18 protein-coding genes are annotated in these 21,787 nt (G+C 74.5%); 12 read left to right on the top strand and 6 right to left on the bottom strand.

Features of this window, described 5'->3' with window-relative positions:
• Position 1 precedes the first annotated feature (1 nt).
• A complete protein-coding gene (locus FHX73_RS17325) occupies positions 2 to 2,305 on the top strand; it encodes a beta-ketoacyl synthase N-terminal-like domain-containing protein (protein WP_145905856.1) in 2,304 nt (767 codons plus the stop codon).
• Positions 2,302 to 3,060, top strand: a complete 759-nt coding sequence (locus FHX73_RS17320) for a thioesterase II family protein (protein WP_145905855.1) — start codon at positions 2,302 to 2,304, stop codon at positions 3,058 to 3,060. The genes FHX73_RS17325 and FHX73_RS17320 overlap by 4 nt, the downstream gene beginning before the upstream one ends.
• A 57-nt stretch (positions 3,061 to 3,117) precedes the next feature.
• Here FHX73_RS17320 and FHX73_RS17315 read toward each other — a convergent pair whose 3' ends face one another.
• Genes FHX73_RS17315 through FHX73_RS17305 form a run of 3 tightly spaced genes read right to left on the bottom strand, consistent with a single transcriptional unit; the run spans position 3,118 to position 7,085 of the window.
• Positions 3,118 to 3,309, bottom strand: coding sequence for a hypothetical protein (locus FHX73_RS17315; protein WP_145905854.1), 192 nt, complete (start codon positions 3,307 to 3,309; stop codon positions 3,118 to 3,120).
• A 56-nt stretch (positions 3,310 to 3,365) separates the two neighbouring features.
• On the bottom strand, positions 3,366 to 6,080 hold the full coding sequence (locus tag FHX73_RS17310) for an AfsR/SARP family transcriptional regulator (protein WP_145905853.1): 2,715 nt from the start codon (positions 6,078 to 6,080) through the stop codon (positions 3,366 to 3,368).
• Between the two features lie 30 nt (positions 6,081 to 6,110).
• Positions 6,111 to 7,085, bottom strand: coding sequence for an AfsA-related hotdog domain-containing protein (locus FHX73_RS17305; RefSeq protein ID WP_145905852.1), 975 nt, complete (start codon positions 7,083 to 7,085; stop codon positions 6,111 to 6,113).
• A gap of 280 nt (positions 7,086 to 7,365) precedes the next feature.
• Here FHX73_RS17305 and FHX73_RS17300 point away from each other — a divergent pair, with 280 nt between their 5' ends.
• Both FHX73_RS17300 and FHX73_RS17295 read left to right on the top strand, forming a co-directional pair.
• Positions 7,366 to 7,599: an acyl carrier protein gene (locus FHX73_RS17300; RefSeq protein WP_145905851.1), complete on the top strand. Its 234-nt coding sequence runs from the start codon at positions 7,366 to 7,368 to the stop codon at positions 7,597 to 7,599.
• A 44-nt stretch (positions 7,600 to 7,643) separates the two neighbouring features.
• Positions 7,644 to 9,206, top strand: coding sequence for an amino acid adenylation domain-containing protein (locus tag FHX73_RS17295; protein WP_145905850.1), 1,563 nt, complete (start codon positions 7,644 to 7,646; stop codon positions 9,204 to 9,206).
• Positions 9,207 to 9,283: 77 nt separating this feature from the next.
• On the opposite strand, the gene FHX73_RS17290 is transcribed toward FHX73_RS17295, so the two are convergent.
• Together FHX73_RS17290 and FHX73_RS17285 are read right to left on the bottom strand one after the other, a co-directional pair.
• Positions 9,284 to 9,634, bottom strand: coding sequence for a YrdB family protein (locus tag FHX73_RS17290; RefSeq protein ID WP_145905849.1), 351 nt, complete (start codon positions 9,632 to 9,634; stop codon positions 9,284 to 9,286).
• 106 nt (positions 9,635 to 9,740) lie between these two features.
• The gene (locus FHX73_RS17285; RefSeq protein WP_145905848.1) at positions 9,741 to 10,808 is read right to left on the bottom strand and encodes a ketoacyl-ACP synthase III family protein; all 1,068 of its coding nucleotides are present in this window, start codon (positions 10,806 to 10,808) and stop codon (positions 9,741 to 9,743) included.
• A gap of 208 nt (positions 10,809 to 11,016) precedes the next feature.
• Between FHX73_RS17285 and FHX73_RS17280 the strand changes: the two genes are divergently transcribed.
• The 6 genes from FHX73_RS17280 (at position 11,017) to FHX73_RS17255 (ending at position 19,165) form a co-directional block, all read left to right on the top strand.
• Positions 11,017 to 13,251 (top strand): MMPL family transporter, encoded by a 2,235-nt coding sequence (locus FHX73_RS17280; protein WP_145905847.1) that lies wholly within the window; start codon positions 11,017 to 11,019, stop codon positions 13,249 to 13,251.
• A 627-nt stretch (positions 13,252 to 13,878) separates the two neighbouring features.
• Positions 13,879 to 14,790 carry an AfsR/SARP family transcriptional regulator gene (locus tag FHX73_RS17275; protein WP_342795303.1) on the top strand — a complete coding sequence of 304 codons (912 nt, stop codon included), beginning with the start codon at positions 13,879 to 13,881 and terminating at the stop codon, positions 14,788 to 14,790.
• A 146-nt stretch (positions 14,791 to 14,936) separates the two neighbouring features.
• The gene (gene deoC / locus FHX73_RS17270; RefSeq protein WP_145908345.1) at positions 14,937 to 15,941 is read left to right on the top strand and encodes a deoxyribose-phosphate aldolase; all 1,005 of its coding nucleotides are present in this window, start codon (positions 14,937 to 14,939) and stop codon (positions 15,939 to 15,941) included.
• A gap of 5 nt (positions 15,942 to 15,946) precedes the next feature.
• On the top strand, positions 15,947 to 17,464 hold the full coding sequence (locus FHX73_RS17265) for an aldehyde dehydrogenase family protein (RefSeq protein WP_246213572.1): 1,518 nt from the start codon (positions 15,947 to 15,949) through the stop codon (positions 17,462 to 17,464).
• Complete coding sequence (locus FHX73_RS17260; protein ID WP_145905845.1) at positions 17,457 to 18,359, top strand: aldehyde dehydrogenase family protein; 903 nt, start codon at positions 17,457 to 17,459, stop codon at positions 18,357 to 18,359. Before FHX73_RS17265 ends, FHX73_RS17260 begins: the two co-directional genes overlap by 8 nt.
• A 173-nt stretch (positions 18,360 to 18,532) precedes the next feature.
• Positions 18,533 to 19,165 carry an ATP-binding protein gene (locus tag FHX73_RS17255; RefSeq protein WP_145908343.1) on the top strand — a complete coding sequence of 211 codons (633 nt, stop codon included), beginning with the start codon at positions 18,533 to 18,535 and terminating at the stop codon, positions 19,163 to 19,165.
• A gap of 7 nt (positions 19,166 to 19,172) precedes the next feature.
• On the opposite strand, the gene FHX73_RS17250 is transcribed toward FHX73_RS17255, so the two are convergent.
• Complete coding sequence (locus FHX73_RS17250; RefSeq protein ID WP_145905844.1) at positions 19,173 to 20,159, bottom strand: zinc-dependent alcohol dehydrogenase family protein; 987 nt, start codon at positions 20,157 to 20,159, stop codon at positions 19,173 to 19,175.
• Positions 20,160 to 20,285: 126 nt separating this feature from the next.
• On the opposite strand from FHX73_RS17250, the gene FHX73_RS17245 reads away from it, so the two are divergent.
• Positions 20,286 to 21,233 carry an AraC family transcriptional regulator gene (locus tag FHX73_RS17245; protein WP_145905843.1) on the top strand — a complete coding sequence of 316 codons (948 nt, stop codon included), beginning with the start codon at positions 20,286 to 20,288 and terminating at the stop codon, positions 21,231 to 21,233.
• Positions 21,234 to 21,340: 107 nt separating this feature from the next.
• Positions 21,341 to 21,676 carry a DUF397 domain-containing protein gene (locus FHX73_RS17240; protein ID WP_145905842.1) on the top strand — a complete coding sequence of 112 codons (336 nt, stop codon included), beginning with the start codon at positions 21,341 to 21,343 and terminating at the stop codon, positions 21,674 to 21,676.
• Positions 21,677 to 21,787 lie beyond the last annotated feature (111 nt).

Below are 21,787 nucleotides of genomic sequence, written 5' to 3'. Positions count from 1 at the left end.
CGTGGAACCGGATGACCTGCGCAAACTGATGGAGGATCAACTCCGCCTCTCCCGCTCCCTCAAGGCCCGGGTGCGCGAACTGGAGGAGGCCCAGGAGGCCCACCGGGCACCGCTGGCCGTGGTCGGCACGGCGCTGCGGCTGCCCGGCGGCCTCACCACGCCGGAGGCCTACTGGGAGTTCCTGCTCGGCGGCGCCGACGCGCTCGGGCCGATCCCCGAGGACCGCCCCGGCCTGCGCCGGGTCTTCGACCCGCGCCCCGACCGGCCGGGCTCCTCCTACGTGGACCGGGCCGGCTTCCTCGCCGACGTGGCCGGCTTCGACCCCGCCTTCTTCGGCATCTCGCAGCGCGAGGCCGAGGCGCTCGACCCGCAGCAGCGGCTGCTGCTGGAGTGCGCCTGGGAGGCGATGGAGCGGGCCGGCATCGCGGTGCGGCGGCAGGACCGGCTGAACGCCGGCGTCTTCGTCGGCATCATGTCCGCCGAGTACGTCGAGCGGATGGCCGCGCCGGACGACAAGACCGGCATCGACCCCTACTACGGCACCGGCGGCGGCCACTGCATGGCGGCCGGCCGGATCAGCTACGTGATGGGCCTGTCCGGCCCCGCGCTGAGCTGCGACACCGCCTGCTCCTCCTCGCTCGTCGCGCTGCACCTGGCCGCCCAGAGCCTGCGCCGCGGCGAGTGCCGCTACGCCCTGGTCGGCGGGGCCAACCTGGTGCTCTCGCCCGACCTGATGGTCTCGCTCTGCCAGAACCGGGCGCTGGCGCCGGACGGACGGTCCAAGACCTTCACCGCCGCCGCCGACGGCTACGGGCGCGGCGAGGGCGTCGGCATGCTGGTGCTCATGCGGCTCGACCAGGCCGAACGCGAGGGCCGACCGGTGCTCGCGGTGCTGCGCGGCACCGCCGTCAACCACGACGGCGCCTCCTCGGGCCTGACCGTGCCCAGCGGCCCCGCCCAGCAGGAGGTGATCCGGGCCGCGCTGGCCGACGCCCGGGTCGCCCCCGGCGAGGTCGGCTTCGTCGAGGCGCACGGCACCGGCACGGCGCTCGGCGACCCGATCGAGGTCGGCGCGCTGGACGCCGTGCTCGGCAGCGGCGCCGCGGGCCGGGCCGCGCCGCTCGCCGTGGGCAGCGTGAAGTCGCGGATCGGCCACCTGGAGGCAGCCGCCGGCATCGCGGGCCTGATCAAGCTGGTGCTGATGCTCCGTCACGGCCGGATCCCGGCCGCACTCGGAGCCGCTGACGGCGAGTTGAACCCGCTGATCCCGTGGGAGCGGGTGGCGGTCACCGTGCCGCGCGCCTCCGAAGAGTGGCCGGCGGCGTTCGAGCGGCGGATCGGCGGGATCAGCGCCTTCGGGATGAGCGGGACCAACGCGCACGCCCTGCTGGAGGCGTACGAACCCGAACCCGTTGCGACCGTCGAACCGGGCCGGACCGAGCTGCTGGTGCTGTCGGCGCGGAGCGCGGAGAGCCTGCGCGAGCTGGCGGGCTCCGTCGCGCTGCTCCTCAAGGACGCTGACGCCGCCTCCGTCGCCTCGCTCTGCCACACGCTCAACACCGGCCGGACGCCCTTCGAGCACCGCCTCGCGGTCACCGGGCGGACCGGCGCTGAACTGGCCTCCGCGCTGACCGAGGGCCGGCCGAGCGTGACCCGGGGCGCGAAGCCGACAGTCGGGCTGCGGGTCACGGCCGACCACCCCGAGCTGGCCGGGCGGCTGCGCGAGCTCGGGCTGCGGATCACCGAACTCCCGGGTGCGCCGACCGCCGGATACGCGCAACTGGAGTGGGAGGGCCAGGTCCTGCCGCTGGTGACCGACCGGGCCGACCGCACTCCGGAGCTCCTCGCGACCGCCTTGGCCGCGCTCTTCCTGGCCGGCGCCGACCTGCGCTTGGCGGCCCTGCGCGCCCCGGGCGCCCGGCTGCTCGGCGACCTGCCGACCTACCCGTTCCAGCGGCGCCGCTGCTGGATCGACGAGCGGCCGGTGGATGCTGCGGTGCCGCTCTCCGCAGGTTCGGAGCCGGAAGTCGGCGGGTCCGACGACCCGGACCGGGACCTGGTCGAGGAGTTCCTCGCCGCCGAACTCGCCACCGTGCTGCGCGCAACCGAGGCGCTCGACCCGCAGCGCACCTACCTGGAGGTCGGCGGCGACTCCTTCACCGCGATGCAGTTCGCGATGGCCGTCGAGCGCGAGTACCAGGTCGAGCTCCCGGTCGAGGAGTTCACCGAGGAGGTGCCGCTGGCCACGCTCTTCCGCCGGCTCGGCGAGCACATCCTGCGCGCCGGACAGGAGCAGCCCAGATGAGCCCCTTCGTCCGGCCGCGCCAGCTCGACCGGCCGACCCTGCGGCTGATCGGCTTCCACCACGCGGGCGGCTCGGCGGCCGGCTACTACCCGCTGACGCACCGACTGCCCGAAGGCTGGGAACTCCTCCTGCTCGACCTCCCGGGCCGGGGCAAGCGCCACGCCGAGCCGCCCCTCACCGAGATGACCGCCGTGATCGCCCGCGCGGTCGCGGACGTCCAGCCGTGGACGGACGCCCCGTTCGCGCTCTTCGGCCACAGCCTCGGCGCCCTGGTGGCCGTCGAGACCGCCCGGGAGCTCGAACGGATCGGTGCCCCGCCCGTCTGGGTCGGCGTCTCGGCCCGGGTCGCCCCGGCCTTCCACCCCCAGGCCGGCCGCGGCCTCGCCGAACTGGACGACGCCGAACTGCTCACCGAACTGATCGCCTTGGGCGGCCTGCCGGACCGCATCCACGAGCTCCCCGGCTTCGTCGAACGGTTCCTGCGCACCTCCCGCGCCGACCTGCGGGCTGTCGAGTCCTACCGCCCCCACCCCGACCGGGCACCCCTCACCTGCCCGGTCACCGCCTTCGGCGGAATCGACGACCCCTGGGCCCCCGCCGACCTGCTCACCGCCTGGTCCCGGGAGACCACCGGCGGCTTCCGCCGGCACGTCATGCCCGGCGGCCACTTCTACCTGCTGGGCGACGCCTTCGCCGGATTCGCCGCACAACTGATCGACGACGTAGAGGAGATGGGCGCCGCCCTGACCCACTGACCCACTGACCCCGGCCCGGCCCGGCCCCTGACCTGTCACACGGTCAGGGGCTCGCGCTCACGTGTCGCGCCTCGTGCGGGCGAGCGTCGCACTCGTCACGCCGATGCACGCCAGCAGGCCGGTTCCCAGCACCGCCAGCGCCACCAGGCGGGCGGTGCCTGCGAGTTCGCCGACTGCCACTGCGAGGGCGGTGGCGAGGAGCCCGCACAGCGCTGCGAGGGCGGGCAGGGACCGCTGGGTGGGGGGCATGCGAACCTCCGTGCTCGGTACTTCCCCGGCAGCTTAGCCGCAGGGCTCACACCCCCTCAGCCGATCAGCCACACCCCCGGGCGCACCTCGTGCGCGTCCGCCGTGGTGGCGCCCTCGCCTGCGGCCGCGCGGATCCGTTCCGCCGCGCGGCGGGCGAACTCGGTCCAGCGGCGGTCGCCCAGGCGCTCCGCCGCGCGGCGGCACTCGGCGAGGGTGCGCAGGGCCTCCTCGCTGCGGCCGGCGAGGAGTTCGGCGAGGGCGATGCCCCGCAGCGCGTCCGTCGTGCCCCGGGCGTCCTCGGCGTCGCGGCACAGGGCCAGGGCGCGGCCGAAGGCGCGGCGGGCGGCGGCGGTGTCGCCGCGGTCGAGGACGCCGTCGGCGAGGCCGATCAGGCTGCGGGCCTCGACCCTGGCGTCGGCGGCGTGGCGGGCGCGGGCACCGGCGAGTTCGAAGCGGTTGAGGGCCCGGGTGACCTGGCGGCGCTGCCAGGCCAGGTCGCCGAGCGAGCAGAGCGCCGCCGCCTCGGCGCCGGGGTGGCCCGCCCGGCGGGCCGCGTCCAGGGCCAGCTCGCCGGTGGTCTCCCAGTCCGGCCAGGCCGCGCTCGCCTGGAAGTAGCCGACCAGGCTGTCCGCCAGCTGCCAGGTCTGCTCCCAGAGCCCGGCGGTGTGGGCCTGGCGCACCAGGGCGACCAGGCCCGGCGCCTCCTCCTGGAACCAGCGCAGCGGCGCGTCCCGCACCTCGGCCGCCGGATCGGGCAGCAGGTCGGGGCGGTGCGGCCGGGGCTCCGGGCCGAGGGCGCGGCCCGGCGCGATCCGGGCGTCGGCGTGCCGGCTGAGCGCCAGGTAGGCGTCGCACAGGCGGGTGGTGGCGGCCCGCACCGACTCGGGGCCGGCCCGGTCCAGCAGTTCGAGCGCCATCGCCCGGTGCAGTTCGTGGATCCGGTAGCGCACCGGGCTGCCGGGGGTGGCCCGGGCCTGCAACAGGTGCGCCTGGACCAGCCGTTCGACCACCCGCTCGGCGACGGCCGGCGGGGAGCCGAGCAGGGCCGCCGCCCGCCAGAGCGGGAACTCCGGTGCGGCCAGCCCGAGCAGCGGGAAGGCCTGCCGCTCGGCGGCGCCGGCCTCGCGGTAGCCGACCAGCAGGCTGGCCCGGACGTCGAGGTCGCCGCAGGCGAGCACGCCGAGCCGGGCCCGCTCGTCCTCCAGCCGGGCCGCCAGCGCGGCGGCGGACCAGTGCGGCCGGGCCGCCAGGCTGGCCCCGGCCACCCGCAGGGCGAGCGGCAGGTGGCCGCAGAGCCGGGCGATCCGGGCGGCGGCGGCCGGGTCCTCGGCGATCCTGACGCCGCCGGTGGCGCCGAGCAGTTCCAGCGACTCACGGGGCGTCAGGACGTCGAGCACCAGGTGCCGGACGCCGTCCAGCGAGCCGAGGGTGCGGCGCGCGGTCAGCACCACGGCGCAGTCGGTGAGCGCGGGCAGCACGGGCCGCAGCTGCGCCTCCGAGGCCGCGTCGTCGAGCACCACGAGCAGCCGCCGCCCGGCCAGGGCGCGGTGCAGGGCGTCGGCCAGCTCCTCGAACACCGCCGGTCCGTCCGCCGGGCCGTCCGGCTGGCCGCCTTCCGCCGCAGCCGACTCGGCTGCGTCCGGCCGCAGTTGGCGCACCAGCCGGAGCAGCGCCTGGGCCGGATCGAGGGCGCCGCCGCCGGGCCCGCGCAGCCCGAGGAAGAGGCAGCCGTCCGGGAACTCCCCGGCGAGCTCGCGGGCCAGCCGCACCACGAACGCCGTCTTGCCCACCCCGGCCGCCCCGACCACGGCCAGCACCCGGCCCGCCGGGTCGGCCAGGCCGGCCCGCAACAGCTGCCCGGCCTGCCCGAGTTGCTCCTGCCGGCCGGTGAAGTCGGCTACCGGCGGCGGCAGTCGGCGGGCCCGGACGAACGGCGCGGGGGAGGGCGTGCCGCCACCGGCGAGCGGCGCGGGCGCGGCGGCCGGCTCCGGCGGCCGGGCGGCGGCCGGCAGTTCCAGGCGCGGGTCGAACCGGAGCACCCGCTCGTGCAGTTGGCGCAGCTCGGCACCCGGGTCGACGCCGAGCTCCTCGCCCAGCGCCCGGCGGATCCGGTCGTAGGTGCGCAGCGCATCGGCCTGCCGGCCGGAGCGGTGCAGGGCCAGCATCAGCTCGGCGTGCAGGGATTCGTGCAGCGGGTGCTCGTGGACCAGCGCCATCAGCTCGCCGCACAGGTCGCGGTGCCGGCCGAGCGCGAGCTCGGCGCGGATCCGCTGCTCCAGGGCCTCCAGCCGCTGCTCCTCCAGCCGGACCACCGCCGCGTCCAGCAGCGCGCCGCGCGGCACGCCGGAGAGCGCGGGCCCGGTCCACAGCGCGAGCGCCTCGCGCAGCAGCCGGGCGGCCTCCCGGTGGTCCAGGCGCTCGGCGGCGGCCCGGCCGTCGGCGTGCAGGGCCTCGAACCGGGCGAGGTCGAACTCGTCGGGCTCGACCCGCATCAGGTAGCCGGGCGACCGAGTGGCGATCCGGGTCTGACGCCCGGTCAGTTCCGGTTCGCCGTCCTCCGCCGCGCAGGCCTTGCGCAGTTGGGAGATGTACACCTGCAGGGTGGTGGTGGCGGTGCGCGGCGGCGCCTCGCCCCACAGCTCATCGATCAGGCTCCCGGTGGCCGCCACCTCGTTGGCCCGCACCAGCAGCGCGGCCAGCACGGTGCGGATCTTGGCCGCGGAGGGGGTGTGCGAGCCGAGCTGGATCGGGCCGAGGATCCGGTAGCGCATGCTCTCCCTCACAGCTGGGCCGACATGGCGTCAGCAGTCCAGCAGCACGGTGACGTCGGCGCTGCCGAGCGTGCGACCGTCCTGCAGCAGCCGCAGCGCGACCGGCGCCAGGGGGCGGCCGTCCGTGTCCCGGTCGGCCGCGCCGGGGGTGGCGGTGCAGAGCAGCGGCCGGTCGGGGCGGGCGGGCCGGGCGACGGCGGCCGACCAGCGGGTGATGGCGCACCGGGCGGGCTGGAAGCCGCGCAGCGTCCCGGCGGCGAGCAGCGCGGTCTGCCGCAGGGCGTCGTCGAGGGGGGTGGTGCCCGGTCGCACGGGCACCAGCACGGTGCCGGCCGAGACCGACAGCGGTTCGCCGATCACCACCTCCTCCGGCCGGCCGCAGCCGACGGCCACCGGCCGGGCGGGCCGGAACCGGGCGGCCGGGCACCTGGCCGCGGCCCCGGCGCGCGGGTCGGCGGTCGCGGTGCGCGGGTCCCCGGCCCGCGGGTCGGCCGGGCGGCCCGGCCGGTGGCCGCGGGCCCGTTCGGGTGCCGTCATGGTGAGCCGGCCGCGGCCCCGGCCGCAGGGCACCCCGTCGATGCTCACGGTGCTCTCGCAGCCGAGCGTGCCCGGCACCCCGTCGACCAGCCGGCCGCCGCGCAGCCGCAGGTCGATGGTGGCCTGGGCGGGTCGCCCGGCCCGCCGCCAGGGGCGCAGGTCGGTGATCACCAGGTCGGTCTCGGTGGGCAGCACGGCGCTGTCCCGGGGCACGCCGAAGTACTGGTGCGCGGCGAACTCGCAGGCCCGGCGCACCGCTTCGATGGCGGAGCGGAGTTCGTAGAGGCCGCTGCCGGCCGGCAGCGGCGGCTCGGGCAGCACGGTGGAGAGCACGAAGGCGTGCTCGGTCGAGGTCCTGCCGTTCAGCAGCAGGCCGTCCCGGGTGCTCGGGCGGTGGACCAGTTGGATCACGGGTGCCTCGGCCGACTGCGGCGGCCGGGGGCGTTCGACGGCGGGAGACGTGTCCATGGAGGGCGTCCTCTGGTCCGTGGGGGGGGTGTGCTGGTCCGTGGGGGGGGGAGTGCGCGGCGGCCGGTCCCGGGGTCGCCGGGCGCAGAGCCAGCACCATCCTCCCCGCACCCGCTGAAGCCTCGCTCCAGTCCTGCTCCAGTCCCGCACCAGCGGCCCCGGCACGCCCGGCGCCGCCCAGTATCCCCCGCGGTGTCCCCCGCGCCGACCGCAAGCGTTCCTTTAGCCGGGCGGACCACCTTGGGCGCTGAACTCCCGTTCCCCGAAGGTGAGGAAACACATGATCACCAAGGACGACTTCGTCCGGATCGTCCGCGACGAGCTCGCCCTCCCGCTGAACGGCGCCGACCTGGAGGCCGAGTTGGACTCCGAACGCGTCGTCAGCTGGGACTCCCTGCACATGATGCGCCTGGTCGCGGCGGTCGAGCGGGAGACGGGCACCCGGATCCCGGTCGGCCGGCTGCTGGAGGACCGCAGCCTGCGCGGGATCTACGCCAAGGTCGCCGAGGCCTGAGCCGGCCGGGACAGCAGCGCCAACAGGACAGGAGCGCGAAGACCATGACTAGCACAGAGCCGCCCGGGGCCACCGAACCCGTCAACCCGCTGATCCACCGGGCGGTCGCCGCCCAGGCCCGGCTGCGGCCCGGGGCCACCGCGATCTTCTTCCGCGAGGAGCGGATCGACTACCGCACGCTGGACGCGGCGGCCGAGCACCTCGCCGGGCAGCTGGCCGCCCACGGCGTCGGACCGGGCACCGTGGTGCCGGTGCGGATGCCGCGCACCCCGCAGCTGGTGGCGGTGCTGCTCGCGGTGCTCAAGTGCGGTGCGGCGTACGCGGCGCTCGACCACCGCTGGCCCGCCGAGCGGATCGACGGACTGCTGGAGCAGCTGCGCCCGCCGGTGTTCGTCTCCGCGGACGACCACCCCGGCAGCCCCGCAACGGCGCCCGCGCGCTGGCAGCCGCCGACCGACCCGCTGCCGGCCGTCGCCGCGCTCGGCGGCAGCGCGCCCGAGGTCGAGCTCGACCCGGCCGCGCCCGCCAGCGTCTTCTTCACCTCCGGCACCACCGGCACGCCCAAGGGCGTGGTCTCGCCGCACCGGGCGACCACCCGGCTGTTCGGCCCGGGCGGGCTGCGCGGCTACGGCCCGCAGGGCGTCACCACCCAGGCCGCGCCGTGCCCGTGGGACGCCTTCAGCCTGGAGGTCTGGGGCATGCTGACCACCGGCGGCGCGATCGTCGTGGTCGAGGAGGACTACCTGCTGCCCGGCGCCCTGCGGGACGTGGTGAAGTCCGCCGGGGTGGACACCGTCTTCCTCACCACCACGCTGTTCAACCTGTTCGTGGACATGGACCCGGACTGCTTCCTCGGCACCCGGCAGGTCTTCACCGGTGGCGAGCGGAACTCCACCGACCACATCGGCCGGTTCCTGGCCCGCCACCCCGGGATCGCGCTGTTCCACGTCTACGGCCCGGTGGAGAGCTGCGTCTACGCGACCGAGCACCGGATCCGGCCGGCGGACTGCGAGACCCCGGGCGGCGTCCCGATCGGCCGCGCGGTGGCCGGCACGGGGGTGCACGTGCTGGACGGCGAGCGGGTCTGCGCGCCGGGCGAGGAGGGCGAGATCTGCGTCTCCGGCGACGGGCTCGCGGTCGGGTACCTGGGGCTGCCGGAGCTGACGGCGCAGAAGTTCCCCGAGGTCACCGTCGCGGGCGAGCGGCTGCGCGTCTACCGCACCGGCGACCTGGGCTTCGTGGACGCCGAGGGGGCGCTGCACTTCCGCGGGCGCGCCGACCGGCAGGTGAAGGTGCGCGGCCACCGGATCGAGCCGGGCGAGATCGAGACCGCGGCGACCCGGATCGAGGGCGTGCGCCGCTGCACGGTCGTGCCGGTGCCCGGCCGGACGACGGCCTGGGAGCGGCTGGCGCTGTTCTACACCGCCGACCCGCTGGACCCGTCGGCCGCCGACGCCGCCGACCCGGTGGGCGTGACGGCCGAACTGGGCCGGGTGCTGCCGCCGTACCTGGTGCCGGACGCCGTGCTCGCGGTGCCCGACTTCCCGTTGACCGCGAACGGCAAGATCGACAACGCCGCCCTGCTCGGCCTGCTGCCGCCCGCCTGACCCTCCCGGAGAAGACCAGCACCGCCCGGCGTACCCCTGACGCCGGGCGGTGCTGTCGGTGGCGGCCTGCGGCGGCCTCAGGCGTTGGCCTGGTGCCAGACCCGGGCCAGCACGGTGTTGGCCGTGAACAGCACCCCGAACACCACCGCGGGGGCGACCCGCCCGGCGAGCGCGAGGGCCACCACGCCGAGCCCGAACCAGCAGACCTCGAAGGCCAGTCGGATGCCGCCGTGCAGCGCCGCCGGGGCGCCGGGCGCGCCGAAGACCGACCAGAGGACCACCATCAGCAGCGGACCGCCGACCCCCGCGAGCAGTTTGACGGGCAGTCGGGGGCTGAGCGTGAAGCCCCACAGGCCGACCGAGAAGAGCACGGCCAGTTCCAGCAGGAAGGCCAGTGCGAGGTTGGCGTTCTTGGCAGCGGTGAGCATGTTCGCCCTCCAGGTAGACGAGCTGCCGGACGGTGCGGTGCGCCCGGCCGCGCGCACCGTACCGTCCGGCTCAGGAAACGCACCACCAACGGGAGGTGACAATCACTCAGACCCACTGCGGGCTGTCGAGGACCTCCAGCACCGCGACCGTCCACATGAAGCCGATGCCGGCGCCCGCCGCCACGATCAGGTCGCCCGGCTTGGGGCGGCCGGTCTCGAACAGCCGGTTGAGGCCGATGATCTGGTCGCCGCCGCCCATGTGCGCGTGGTCCAGGCCCCAGTCGTAGACGGTGGTCTCCGGGTCCAGCCCGAGCGCGCCGTGGAAGCCCCACTGCACGATGGTCTTGGACATGTTGGCGTGGACGAACCACTGGGTGCCGGCCAGGTCGGTGTCGGCGTCGGCCAGCGCGGTCTGCAGCACCGCGCCGAAGTTCTGGTTGATCCGGGCGATCGCCTCGTCGTAGGCGCCCTCGTGGCGGGTCAGCCAGTGGCGCTTGCGGGCGGCCAGGTCGACCGGCTTGCCGTCGTGGAACGGCGCGGCGGTCCAGGCGTCCTCGCCGCGGTACAGCGGCTCCAGCGAGGAGTCGGCGCGGCTGGCGGTGGAGCGCACCTTGGCGAAGCCGCCGCGGGTGGAGAGCACCAGCGCGCCCGCGCCGTCGCCGTAGACCACCTGCTCGTCGGCCTTCCAGCGGTCCCAGTAGGGCAGCTTGAAGGCGTCGCCGGTGGTGACCAGCGCGGCGGTCGCTCCCCCGGACTCCGTCCGGGAGGCGCCCCCCTGGCGGGCGGCGATCCAGGAGGCGGCCACCTCGACGGCGGCCAGGCCGCTGTTGGAGCCCTGGCGCACCTCCAGGGCGGCGCCGTTGCCGCCGACCGCCTCGTTCTGCACGTAGTGCGCCGGGGTCCAGACGTCCTGGCCCTGGTGGCCGACGCTGGCGTGCACCACCAGGTCGAAGTCGTCGGCGGCGAGCCCGGAGCGCTCCACCGCCTGCCGGCCGGCGGCGGCGGCCATCACCGGGCCGGTCTCGTGGTCGGCCGCGACCCGCACCGCGCGGTAGCCGTTGGCCTCGCACTCCCCGGCGCCGTACACCCCGTCGGCGACGGCCTGTTCCGCGGTGTAGACCTGCTCCGGCAGGTAGGCGCCGAGGCCGGCGACGTACAGGTTCTCCCAACGCATGGAGCACTCCAGACTCGTGAGGACGGCGATGGCGGCAGCCTGCTGGGCGGCGCTAAAGCCCCCCTTGGGCGGTTGGCCAGGGGCCCGCGACGGTATGGAGGGGTCGGGCGGGCAGCGGCTTTAGCGATGTTTGAGCGCGCCCGGTCAGCTTGGCCCCTGATACCCACCGCCGTTCCCGAGACCCACCGCCCCCCTCTGGAGGAGAACCGTGACCGCAAGGCCGGGGCTCGCCGTCGCCGTCGGCGACTGGAGTGCCCGTCACCGAAAGGCCGCCGTCCTCGGCTGGCTGCTCTTCGTGGTGCTCGCCACCGTGATCGGCAGCATGGCGGGCACCCACAAGACCACCGACGCCGACAACGGGGTGGGGGAGTCCGGACGCGCCGTCAGGATGCTCGACCAGGCGGGCCTCACGCCGCCGGCCGCCGAGACGGTGCTGGTGCAGAGCGGCGCGTTCACCGCCGACGACCCGCGGTTCCGCTCGGCCGTCGCGGACACCGTGGCCGCCGTCCAGGGCACCGGGCGGGTGAGCGACGTGCGCAGCCCGTACGACTCCGGGGCGTTCTCCGCCGACCGGCACTCGGCGCTGGTCGAGTTCGCCGTGCAGGGGGCCGCCAAGGACGCGGCGGACAAGGTGCAGCCGGTGCTCGACGCGGTCGCCCGCACCCAGGCGGCGCACCGCGACCTGAGCATCGCGGAGTTCGGCGACGCCAGCGCCGCCAAGCACTTCAACGACACCTTCGCCAACGACTTCGCGGCCGCCGAGTGGACCGCCCTGCCGCTGGCCCTGGGCATCCTGCTGGTCGTCTTCGGGGCGCTGGTGGCGGCCGTACTGCCGGTGGTGCTGGCCATGACGGCCTACCTGGCCGCCTTCGGCCTGCTGGCGCTGACCACCCCGCTGGTGCACACCAGCGACGACGCCTCCTCGGTGATGCTGCTGGTCGGCCTGGCCGTCGGGGTCGACTACTGCCTGTTCTACCTGCGCCGGGAGCGCGAGGAGCGGGCCGCCGGCCGGGACCCGCAGAGCGCGCTGCGGATCGCCGCCGCCACCTCGGGGCACTCGGTGCTGGTCTCCGGGGTCACCGTGGTGGTCGCGATGGCCGGCATGTTCCTCACCGGGATCGCCGACTTCACGGCCATGGGGCTGGCGACGATCGTGGTCGTGGTGGTCGCGGTGCTCGGCTCGGTCACCGTGCTGCCCGCGATGCTGTCGATGCTCGGCGACCGGGTGGAGGCGGCCCGGATCCCGTTCATCGGTCGGCTGCGGCGATCCGCGCCCGAGGGCGGCAGCCGGCTCTGGGGTGCGGTGCTCGGCCGGGTGCAGCAGCGCCCGCTGGCCTGGACGGCGGTGGCGACGATCGCCCTGCTGGCCCTCTCGGCGCCCGTCCTCGGCCTGCACACCGCGCAGTTGAGCCCGGCCCAGGAGCTGCCCCGGGGCGACTCGGTGGTCCAGGTCGGCCAGCGGATCGCGCAGGCCTTCCCCGGCAGCCCGATCCCCAGCCAGATCGTGGTCAAGGCCGCGGACGTGGACGGGCCGGCGGTGCGCCAGGCGATCGCCGAGTTCGAGCAGCAGGCGCCGGCCTCCGGCAGCGTCTTCGGCCCGATCACGGTGGACTCCCACCCGGAGCACCAACTCGCGGTGATCAGCGTGCAGTTGCCCGGCTCCGGCAACGACGCGACCAGCGTCTCGGCGCTGACGCGGCTGCGCACCACCGTGCTGCCGCACACCCTCGGCGCGGTGCCGGGCGCCGAGGTGGCCGTGGGCGGCAGCACCGCCGCCTCGGTGGACTTCAACGCGCAACTGACCGACAGCGCCGCGCCGGTGTTCGGCTTCGTGCTGGCGCTCGCCTTCGTGCTGATGCTGGCCTCGTTCCGCTCGCTGGTGGTCGCGCTGGTCACCACGGTGCTCAACCTGCTCTCGGTGGGCGCCGCCTACGGGGCGCTGAGCATCGTCTTCCAGCACGGGATCGGCGCCTCGCTGCTGGGCGCCCGCAGCACCGGGGCGATCACCTCCTGGCTGCCGCTGTTCCTCTTCGTGATCCTGTTCGGGCTGAGCATGGACTACCACGTCTTCGTGGTCTCCCGGATCAAGGAGGGCCACGACCGGGGCCTGGACACCCGGACGGCCGTGGCGCAGGGGGTGCGCGGCACCGCCGGGGTGGTCACCAGCGCCGCCGTGATCATGATCGGGGTGTTCGCCATCTTCGGTACGCTGACGGTGACTTCGATGAAGCAGGTGGGCGTCGGCCTGGCGGTCGCGGTGCTGATCGACGCGACCGTGATCCGCGCCGTGCTGCTGCCGGCCGTGCTGACCCTGCTGGGCGAGCGCACCTGGTACCTGCCCGGCTGGCTGCACCGGCTGCCCGACCTCTCGCACGGCTCCGCCGACCCGGTGGCGCCGGTCGCGGCGCCCGCCGGCTCCGTCGAGGTGCCGAGCGGCGCGTAGGGTCGCAGCAACCACGGCGCCCGCCACAGCGTGGAGAACCCGAGGGGTTCTCCACGCTGTTCGCGTCCGCGCCGCCCGGCCGGCCCCCGGCGCCGGGCGCGGGGTGAAGCGACCTTCACCGGCTGTTCACCGGCCGGCCCCTCGGCCGGGGCGGACCCGGCAGTCTCGTGCTACTCGACATTTCTGACTATCCGTCACATAGCGATCACCGGACCCACCCATCCGACGCGCCACCCCGCTCCACTGATGGAGAAACAAGATGGTCGGCCATGAAAATCCAGTGACGGTACGGGTTTTGGCCGACCACGTGGTTGGCGTGCACACCAGAGCCAGTTGACACTCCCCGTTCAGACCGGCACCGCACAGTCGCCACCTGCTTCCGGTGGGATACCCGTTCGAGCGGCTGACTCTGTGCCAGACCGTTGCCACCTGGGGCGCGAGCGCCGCCGGACCGCTACGGCAGCGGGACGCCGGGGACCGCCTCCCCCAGGACGGCACGAGCCGGATCGCGCCTGCGCGCGCCCGGCCGGGCGCAGGGCCGGTCGTGTGGTCGAGCAACCACATGCTGGAGGAGGAGCACCTGTGGAGATCAAGGTTCTGGGCCCACTGGAGGTTCAGGTGGGCCGGATGTCCGTCGTTCCCACCGCCGGAAAGCCGCGGCAGCTACTCGCCCTGCTGGCCCTGAACGCGGGTCGCACGGTCGCCGTCGGCACGCTGATGGAGGAGATCTGGGGGCCGCGTCCGCCGCGCAGCGCCTCCTCGGTCCTGCAGACCTACGTCCTGCAGATCCGCCGCCTGCTGGAGGCGGCCCTCCCGGAGGACTCCCGCGACACGGCGAAGGACCTGCTCGAAACCCGCCCGAACGGCTACGCGCTGAACGCCGAGCCGCAGCTGTGCGACGTCCAGGAGTCGGACCGGCTGGCCACCGAGGGCCGGCGCGCGCTGGCCGCCGGGGACGACCGGGCCGCCGCCGAGCTGCTGCGCGCGGCGCTCGACCACTGGACCGGCCCGGTGCTGGCCGACGTCAAGGCCGGCGCCCGGCTGAGCATCGAGGTGACCCGGCTGGAGGAGCGGCGCACCCGGCTGATCGAGGAGCACATCGAGGCGGACCTGCACCTCGGGCGCCACCACGAGCTGCTGGGCGAACTGGCCGGCCTGTGCGCCGAGTACCCCTGGCACGAGTGCCTGCACGGCCAGTTCATGGTCGCCCTGTACCGCTCGGGCCGGCAGTGGCAGGCCCTGGAGGTCTACCAGCGCCTGCACTCCGCACTGGTCGAGGAGTTCGGCCTGGAGCCGTCGAGCCGGCTGCGGCGGCTGCAACGGGCGGTGCTCCGCTCCGATCCGGTGCTGGAGAGACGTGGGCGGCGCGGCTTCAACTCGCCGGTCGCGGCACTGGAGGCGGTCGGCTCCGGCACACCGCTCGGCGCGGGCACGCCGATCGGCACCGGCGCGCCGCTCGGCCCGGGGGCGCCGCTCGCCTCCGGCGCGCCGATCCGGTCGGGCGCCCCGCTGCGCCCGGGCGCGTCGATCGCGGTCTGAGGCCCCCGTCACCTCCCGGAGCCCGGGGCCGGGAGGCCTGCTCCACCCGGCAAGGGATCAGCGGAACCGCCAGGTCTCGGTCCGGCATCGAAGCCGGACCCCGCCTACCGTCTGACTACGCGCGTAGATATGCTGATCTGGTGACTATGTCCACTACAGCCCCCAGTGCCGCGGGCGGCGGTCTGAGCGACGTCGCCGCCTCCGAGGCCTCGCTCCGCCGGTTCCTGCACGGCCTGCCCGGGGTCGACGCCGTCGGCCTGGAAGCCCGCGCCGCTTCGCTCGGGACCCGGTCGATCAAGACGACCGCCAAGGCCCTCGCCATCGACCTGGCCATCTCGATGATCGACCTGACCACGCTCGAAGGCGCGGACACGGTCGGCAAGGTGCGCGCCCTGTGCGCCAAGGGCAAGCACCCCGACCCGACCGATCCGAGCGCCCCCCGGGTCGCCGCGATCTGCGTCTACCCGGACATGGTCGCCACCGCCAAGGACGCCCTGGCCGGCACCGGCATCCAGGTCGCCTCGGTGGCCACCGCCTTCCCGGCCGGCCGCGCCGCACTGCCGGTCAAGCTCGCCGACACCGCCGACGCGGTGGCGGCCGGCGCCGACGAGATCGACATGGTGATCGACCGGGGCGCCTTCCTCTCCGGCCGCTACCTGCAGGTCTTCGAGGAGATCGCCGCCGTCAAGGAGGCCTGCAAGCGCCCTGGGGGCACCTCCCGGACGGAGTCTGGGGGAGGCACGGCCGCCCACCTCAAGGTGATCTTCGAGACCGGCGAGCTGCAGACCTACGACAACGTCCGCCGGGCCTCCTGGCTGGCCATGCTGGCCGGCGCCGACTTCATCAAGACCTCCACCGGCAAGGTCTCGGTCAACGCCACTCCCCCGGTCACCCTGCTGATGCTGGAGGCGGTGCGCGACTTCCGGGCCGCCACCGGCACCCAGATCGGCGTGAAGCCGGCCGGCGGCATCAAGACCACCAAGGACGCGATGAAGTACCTGGTGATGGTCAACGAGACGCTCGGCGACGACTGGCTGTCCCCGCACTGGTTCCGCTTCGGCGCCTCCAGCCTGCTCAACGATCTGCTGATGCAGCGTCAGAAGCTCAGCACCGGCCGGTACTCCGGTCCCGACTACGTGACGGTGGACTGATCACGATGGCCAAGAAGAACGTCGACAAGGACGTCGAGCAGGACGCACCCGCCGCCGCGCGGCCGGTCTTCGAGTACGCCCCGGCCCCGGAGTCGCCCGCCGCGGCCGGCGACATCGCCACCTCCTACGGCCACTTCATCAACGGCGAGTTCGCCGACTCCAGCGGCAGCGAGGCGCTGAAGACGGTCAACCCGGCCACCGAGCAGGTGCTCGCCGAGTTCGCCCAGGGCACCGAGGAGGACGTGGACCGCGCCGTCGCCGCGGCCCGCAAGGCGTTCGCCGACTGGTCCGCCCTGCCCGGCAGCGAGCGCGCCAAGTACCTGTTCCGGATCGCCCGGATCATCCAGGAGCGCTCCCGCGAGCTGGCCGTGCTGGAGTCGATCGACAACGGCAAGCCGATCAAGGAGACCCGCGACTTCGACCTGCCGATGGTCGCCGCGCACTTCTTCTACTACGCCGGCTGGGCGGACAAGCTGGAGTTCGCCGGGTTCGGCCGGAGGACGACAGATGGACACAGCGGCCCGAACCCGCGCCCGGTGGGCGTGGCGGCCCAGGTCATCCCGTGGAACTTCCCGCTGATGATGCTGGCCTGGAAGATCGCCCCGGCGCTGGCCACCGGCAACACGGTCGTCCTCAAGCCGGCCGAGACCACCCCGCTGACCGCGCTGCGGTTCGCCGAGATCTGCCGCCAGGCGGGCCTGCCCAAGGGCGTGGTCAACATCGTCACCGGCGACGGCCGCACCGGCGCCGCGCTGACCGCCCACCCCGACGTCAACAAGGTGGCCTTCACCGGCTCCACCGCCGTCGGCCGGGCGATCGCCAAGCAGGTCGCCGGCAGCCGCAAGAAGGTCTCGCTGGAGCTCGGCGGCAAGGCCGCCAACATCGTCTTCGACGACGCGCCGATCGACCAGGCGGTCGAGGGCATCGTCAACGGCATCTTCTTCAACCAGGGCCACGTCTGCTGCGCGGGCTCCCGGCTGCTGGTCCAGGAGTCGGTCCAGGACGAGGTGCTGGACGCGCTGAAGCGCCGGATGGCCACCCTGCGGATCGGCGACCCGCTGGACAAGAACACCGACATCGGCGCGATCAACTCGGCCGCCCAGCTGGCCCGGATCACCGAGCTGGCCGCGGCCGGCGAGGCCGAGGGCGCCGAGCGCTGGGCCCCGGCCTGCGAACTGCCCACCGCCGGCTACTGGTTCCGGCCCACGCTGTTCACCGGCGTGAGCCAGGCGCACCGGATCGCCCAGGAGGAAGTCTTCGGCCCGGTCCTGTCGGTGCTGACCTTCCGCACCCCGGAGGAGGCGGTGGCGAAGGCCAACAACACCCCGTTCGGCCTCTCCGCCGGCGTCTGGACCGAGAAGGGCTCGCGGATCCTCTGGATGGCGGACCGGCTCAAGGCCGGCGTCGTCTGGGCCAACACCTTCAACAAGTTCGACCCGACCTCGCCGTTCGGCGGCTACAAGGAGTCGGGCTACGGCCGCGAGGGTGGCCGGCACGGTCTGGAGGCCTACCTCGATGTCTGAGCTCAGCACGCGACTTGACGTCTTCAAGACCTACAAGCTGTTCGTCGGCGGGAAGTTCCCGCGCTCCGAGAGCGGACGGGTGTACGAGGTGACCGACGCTAAGGGCCAGTGGCTGGCCAACGCCCCGCTCGGGACCCGCAAGGACACCCGGGACGCCGTGCTGGCCGCCCGTGCGGCCGTCAAGGGCTGGTCCGGCACCACCGCCTACAACCGCGGCCAGGTGCTCTACCGGGTGGCCGAGATGCTGCAGGGCCGGCGCGAGCAGTTCGCCGCCGAGGTGGCCGCCGCCGAGGGCCTGGGCGGCAAGAAGGCCGCCGCGCTGGTGGACCAGGCGATCGACCGCTGGGTCTGGTACGCGGGCTGGACCGACAAGGTGGCCCAGATCGCCGGTGCCGCGAACCCGGTCGCCGGGCCGTTCTTCAACCTGTCGGTGCCCGAACCCACCGGCGTGGTGGGCATCGTGGCCCCGCAGACCGGCTACGGGCACTCGCTGCTCGGCCTGGTCTCGGTGCTCGCCCCGGTGATCGCCACCGGCAACACCGCCGTGGTCGCCGTCGCGGCCGGCGCGCCGCTGCCGGCCCTGTCGCTGGGCGAGGTGCTGGCCACCTCGGACGTGCCCGGCGGCGTGGTGAACATCCTCTCCGGCCGGACCGCCGACCTGGCGCCGACCCTGGCCTCGCACCAGGACGTCAACGCGCTCGACCTGACCGGCGCGATCGCGGCCGAAGGCCCGGACTCGGCGGCCTCGTTGGAGGCGGCCGCCGCCGACACGCTGAAGCGGGTGCTGCGCCCGGCCCTGGACCCGGCCGCACAGGACTGGACCAATGCCCCGGGCACCGAGCGGCTACTCTCGTTCCTGGAGACCAAGACGGTCTGGCACCCGATGGGCCAGTAAGTCCCTCCCCCGAGCCGGTCCGTCCCCCGAGCCCCACCCCCCCCGGGGCCCGGACGGACCGCCCGACGGGCCCGCGCCCACCCCCCCTGGCGCGGGCCCGTCCTTCTTCGTGCAGCCGGGTTACCGGTTGCCTGCCCGATGCGTCAGACTGGTGTCCCGTGAGTGACTCCGCCATGAACCCCGCCGCAAGTCGTCGCGCCCTCGTGGTGCTGCTCTCCGGGCCCTCGGGGTCGGGCAAGTCCTCACTGGCCGCGCGCACCGGGCTCCCGGTGCTCCAGCTCGACGACTTCTACAAGGACGGCGACGACCCCACCCTGCCGCCGCTGCCCGACGGCTCCGGCACCGACTGGGACTCGCCCGACTCCTGGCACGGCGCCCAGGCGCTGGCCGCGATCCGGCAGCTGGTCGAGACCGGACGGGCCGAGGTGCCGGTCTACTCGATCCCGGCGAACGGCCGGGACGGCTCCCGCACCCTCGACCTGGACGGCGCCCCCGCGTTCATCGCCGAGGGCATCTTCGCGGCCGAACTGGTCGAGGCCTGCCGGGCCGAGGACCTGCTGGGCGACGCGCTCTGCCTGCGCAACCACCCGCTGACCACCGCCTGGCGGCGGCTGCGCCGCGACCTGCGGGAGGGCCGCAAGTCGGTCGGCTACCTGCTGCGCCGGGGCTGGCGGCTGATGCGCGCGGAGCGCGACATCGTCGCCCGCCAGGTCGCGCTGGGCTCGGGCGCCTGCGACGGGCAGCAGGCGCTGCTGCGGGTGCGGGCCGTCGCCGAGGCGCCCGCGCCGGTCGCCGCCGGCGTCTGACCCACCGTCAGCCGCCGACCCGCACCAGCACCTTGCCGATCTGGTCGTTGGACTCCAGGTGCCGGTGCGCGTCCACGACCTCGGCCAGCTCGAAGGTCCGGTCGATCACCGGGACCAGCGTGCCGGCCCGCATCCCGGCGGCCAGGAAGTGCCGCTGCCGGCGGCGGAAGGCCGGGTCCCGGGCCAGCGTGCCGTAGGCGTAACCCAGCACCCGCAGCGGCCAGTTCAGCGGCAGCAGGGCCGGCCGCCGGTCCAGCCAGCCGTAGACGATCAGTAGGCCGCCGGCGGCCGCCGCGGTGGCCAGGTCCGGCAGGCCCGCCCCGGCGACCGCGTCGAAGACCAGCTCCGCGCCCGCCCCGCCGGTCAGCTCGCGGACCCGCTCCGCCACCGGCTCCTCGTCGCTGACGATCACGTGTGCCGCGCCGAGCTCGATCAGCTCGTCCCGCTTGGCGGCGGTCCGGGTGACCGCGATCGGCACCGCACCGAAGTGGTTGGCGACCTGGATCGCGGCCACGCCGACGCTGGACGAGGCCGCGGTGATCACCACGTGGTCGCCGGGCCGCAGCTGCCCCTGCTCCACCAGGGCGCCGTAGGCCGTGCCGTAGGAGAGCCAGGAGGCGGCCGCAGCCTCGTCCGACATCCCGTCAGGGATCACGTCCAGCGCCGTTGCGGGCATCAGCACCAGGTCACCGTAGACGCCGGTGCTGCTCATGTGGCCGCTCACCGTGCTGACCACCCGGTCGCCCGGGGCGAACCCGGTCACCTCCGGGCCGACCGCGACGACCTCGCCGGCCGCCTCGAACCCGAGCCGGGAGGCCGGGAGCTGCGGCTGGTAGTAGTAGTCACCGGCCCGGAACAGCGCCTCCGCCCGGTTCAGTCCGATCACCGAGATCCGCACCAGCACCTCCCCGGGCCCGGGCTCGCCCACCTCCACCTCGACGATCCGCAACACCTCGGGGCCGCCCACCTCGTCGAACACCACTGCCTTGGCCATTGCCGCCAACTCCCGTTCCGCTTCCGTCCCTTGCTGACGTGATCAACGGTAGGCAGCACGCCGTCCGCAGCCCATGCCACAGCGTCTGCGTGCCCTGTCCGATCGTCTCCGGCTACGCTCACCGGCATGGACGTGCTTAGCGACGCGATCGCCGCCATGCGCACCGGACAGCCGCACGCCAGCCGGCACCGCCGGGCCGGCGCCTGGGGGATCCGGTTCCCGGCCGGCGACGGGATCGGGTTCCACCTGGTGCTGGACGGCGAGGTCTGGCTGCACCCGCCGGGCGGCCGCGCACCCGAACGGCTCGGGCCCGGCGAGCTGGTGCTGGTCACCAAGGGCCACAGCTACGCGCTCTCCGACGCCCCGGACACCCCGCTTCGCCCGGCTGTACTGAACGCCGACGGGCGGCTGCGCCCGCAACCGCCGCAGGCCGCACCGGACGTGGCAGCCAGCACCACGCTCTGCGGCGCCTACCTGCGCAACCGCACCCGGCCGCACCCGGTGCTCGACGAACTCCCCGACCACCTGCGGCTCTCCCTCGCGGACGGCCGCCACCCGCAGCTGCGCGCCGTCACCGACCTGCTCGCCGAGGAGCTCACCGAGTACCGCCCCGGCGCCGACGCGCTGCGTCCGGCCCTGCTGGACGCACTGCTGTTGCACGTGCTGCGCGCCTGGTACGCCGAACAACAGGACAGCGGCGGCTGGGCGCTCGCCCTGCGCGACCCGGGCGTCAGCACCGCCCTGCGCGCCATCCACGAAGATCCCGCCCACCCGTGGACCGTCGAGGAGCTCGGCACCCTGGCCGGCCTGTCCCGCGCCGCTTTCGCCCGCCGATTCACCACCCTGGTCGGCCGCCCACCGCTGGGCTACCTCACCTGGTGGCGGATGACCCTGGCCGGCCGCCTGCTCCGCGACACCGACGCCCCCCTGCGCACCGTCGCCGAACGCACCGGCTACCTCAGCGAGTTCGCCTTCGCCAAAGCCTTCAAGCGGGAGTACGACGTGTCCCCGGGACGGTACCGCGCGGCGGGAACACCGGCACCCACCGACGTGGTCGCGGGAGTGGGCGGTTAGGGCGCGCCTTGTCAGGGCACGGGGCGAAGACCGTGACCGTGACCGTGACCGTGAACGACGACGCCTTCGCCTGATGCGATCAAATCCCAACTGAAAGAGATCAGCTGATGGACCGGCATGAACCCTACAGCCACGACGTCTCGGAGAGCCTCGAAGGCTGGGGCAAGCCGCTTGCTTCGCAGGACAGCACCAACTGCGTCGACGTCGCCGAGTTCCCCAACGGCGACGTGTGGGTGGGCGACACCAAGCGCCCCGACCTCGACTACCTCGCCTTCGACAAGGCCGAGCGCATCGCCGTGCTGATCGAGATCGCGCTCGGCCGGGACTCGCGGTTCTACTTCGGCGAGGAGGTCCGACGCGCTGTCCTCAAGGCGCTGGAGACCGGCGACAGCAGCCTCGCGATCGAGGCCGTCCGCAAGGAGATCGCCTCCCTGGCGAGCTGAACACCAGTCAACGAGGCCCCCGGGTACAGCTATTGAGCATCCGGGGGCCTCGTCCTTCCCACACCGCCGCAGCGGGCGCACGGGGGCGCACGGAGGGTTGCGCACAGTGCT

The sequence above is a fragment of the Kitasatospora viridis genome (assembly GCF_007829815.1).
GTDB lineage: Bacteria > Actinomycetota > Actinomycetes > Streptomycetales > Streptomycetaceae > Kitasatospora > Kitasatospora viridis.
This window is presented reverse-complemented; position numbering and strand designations above follow the sequence as displayed.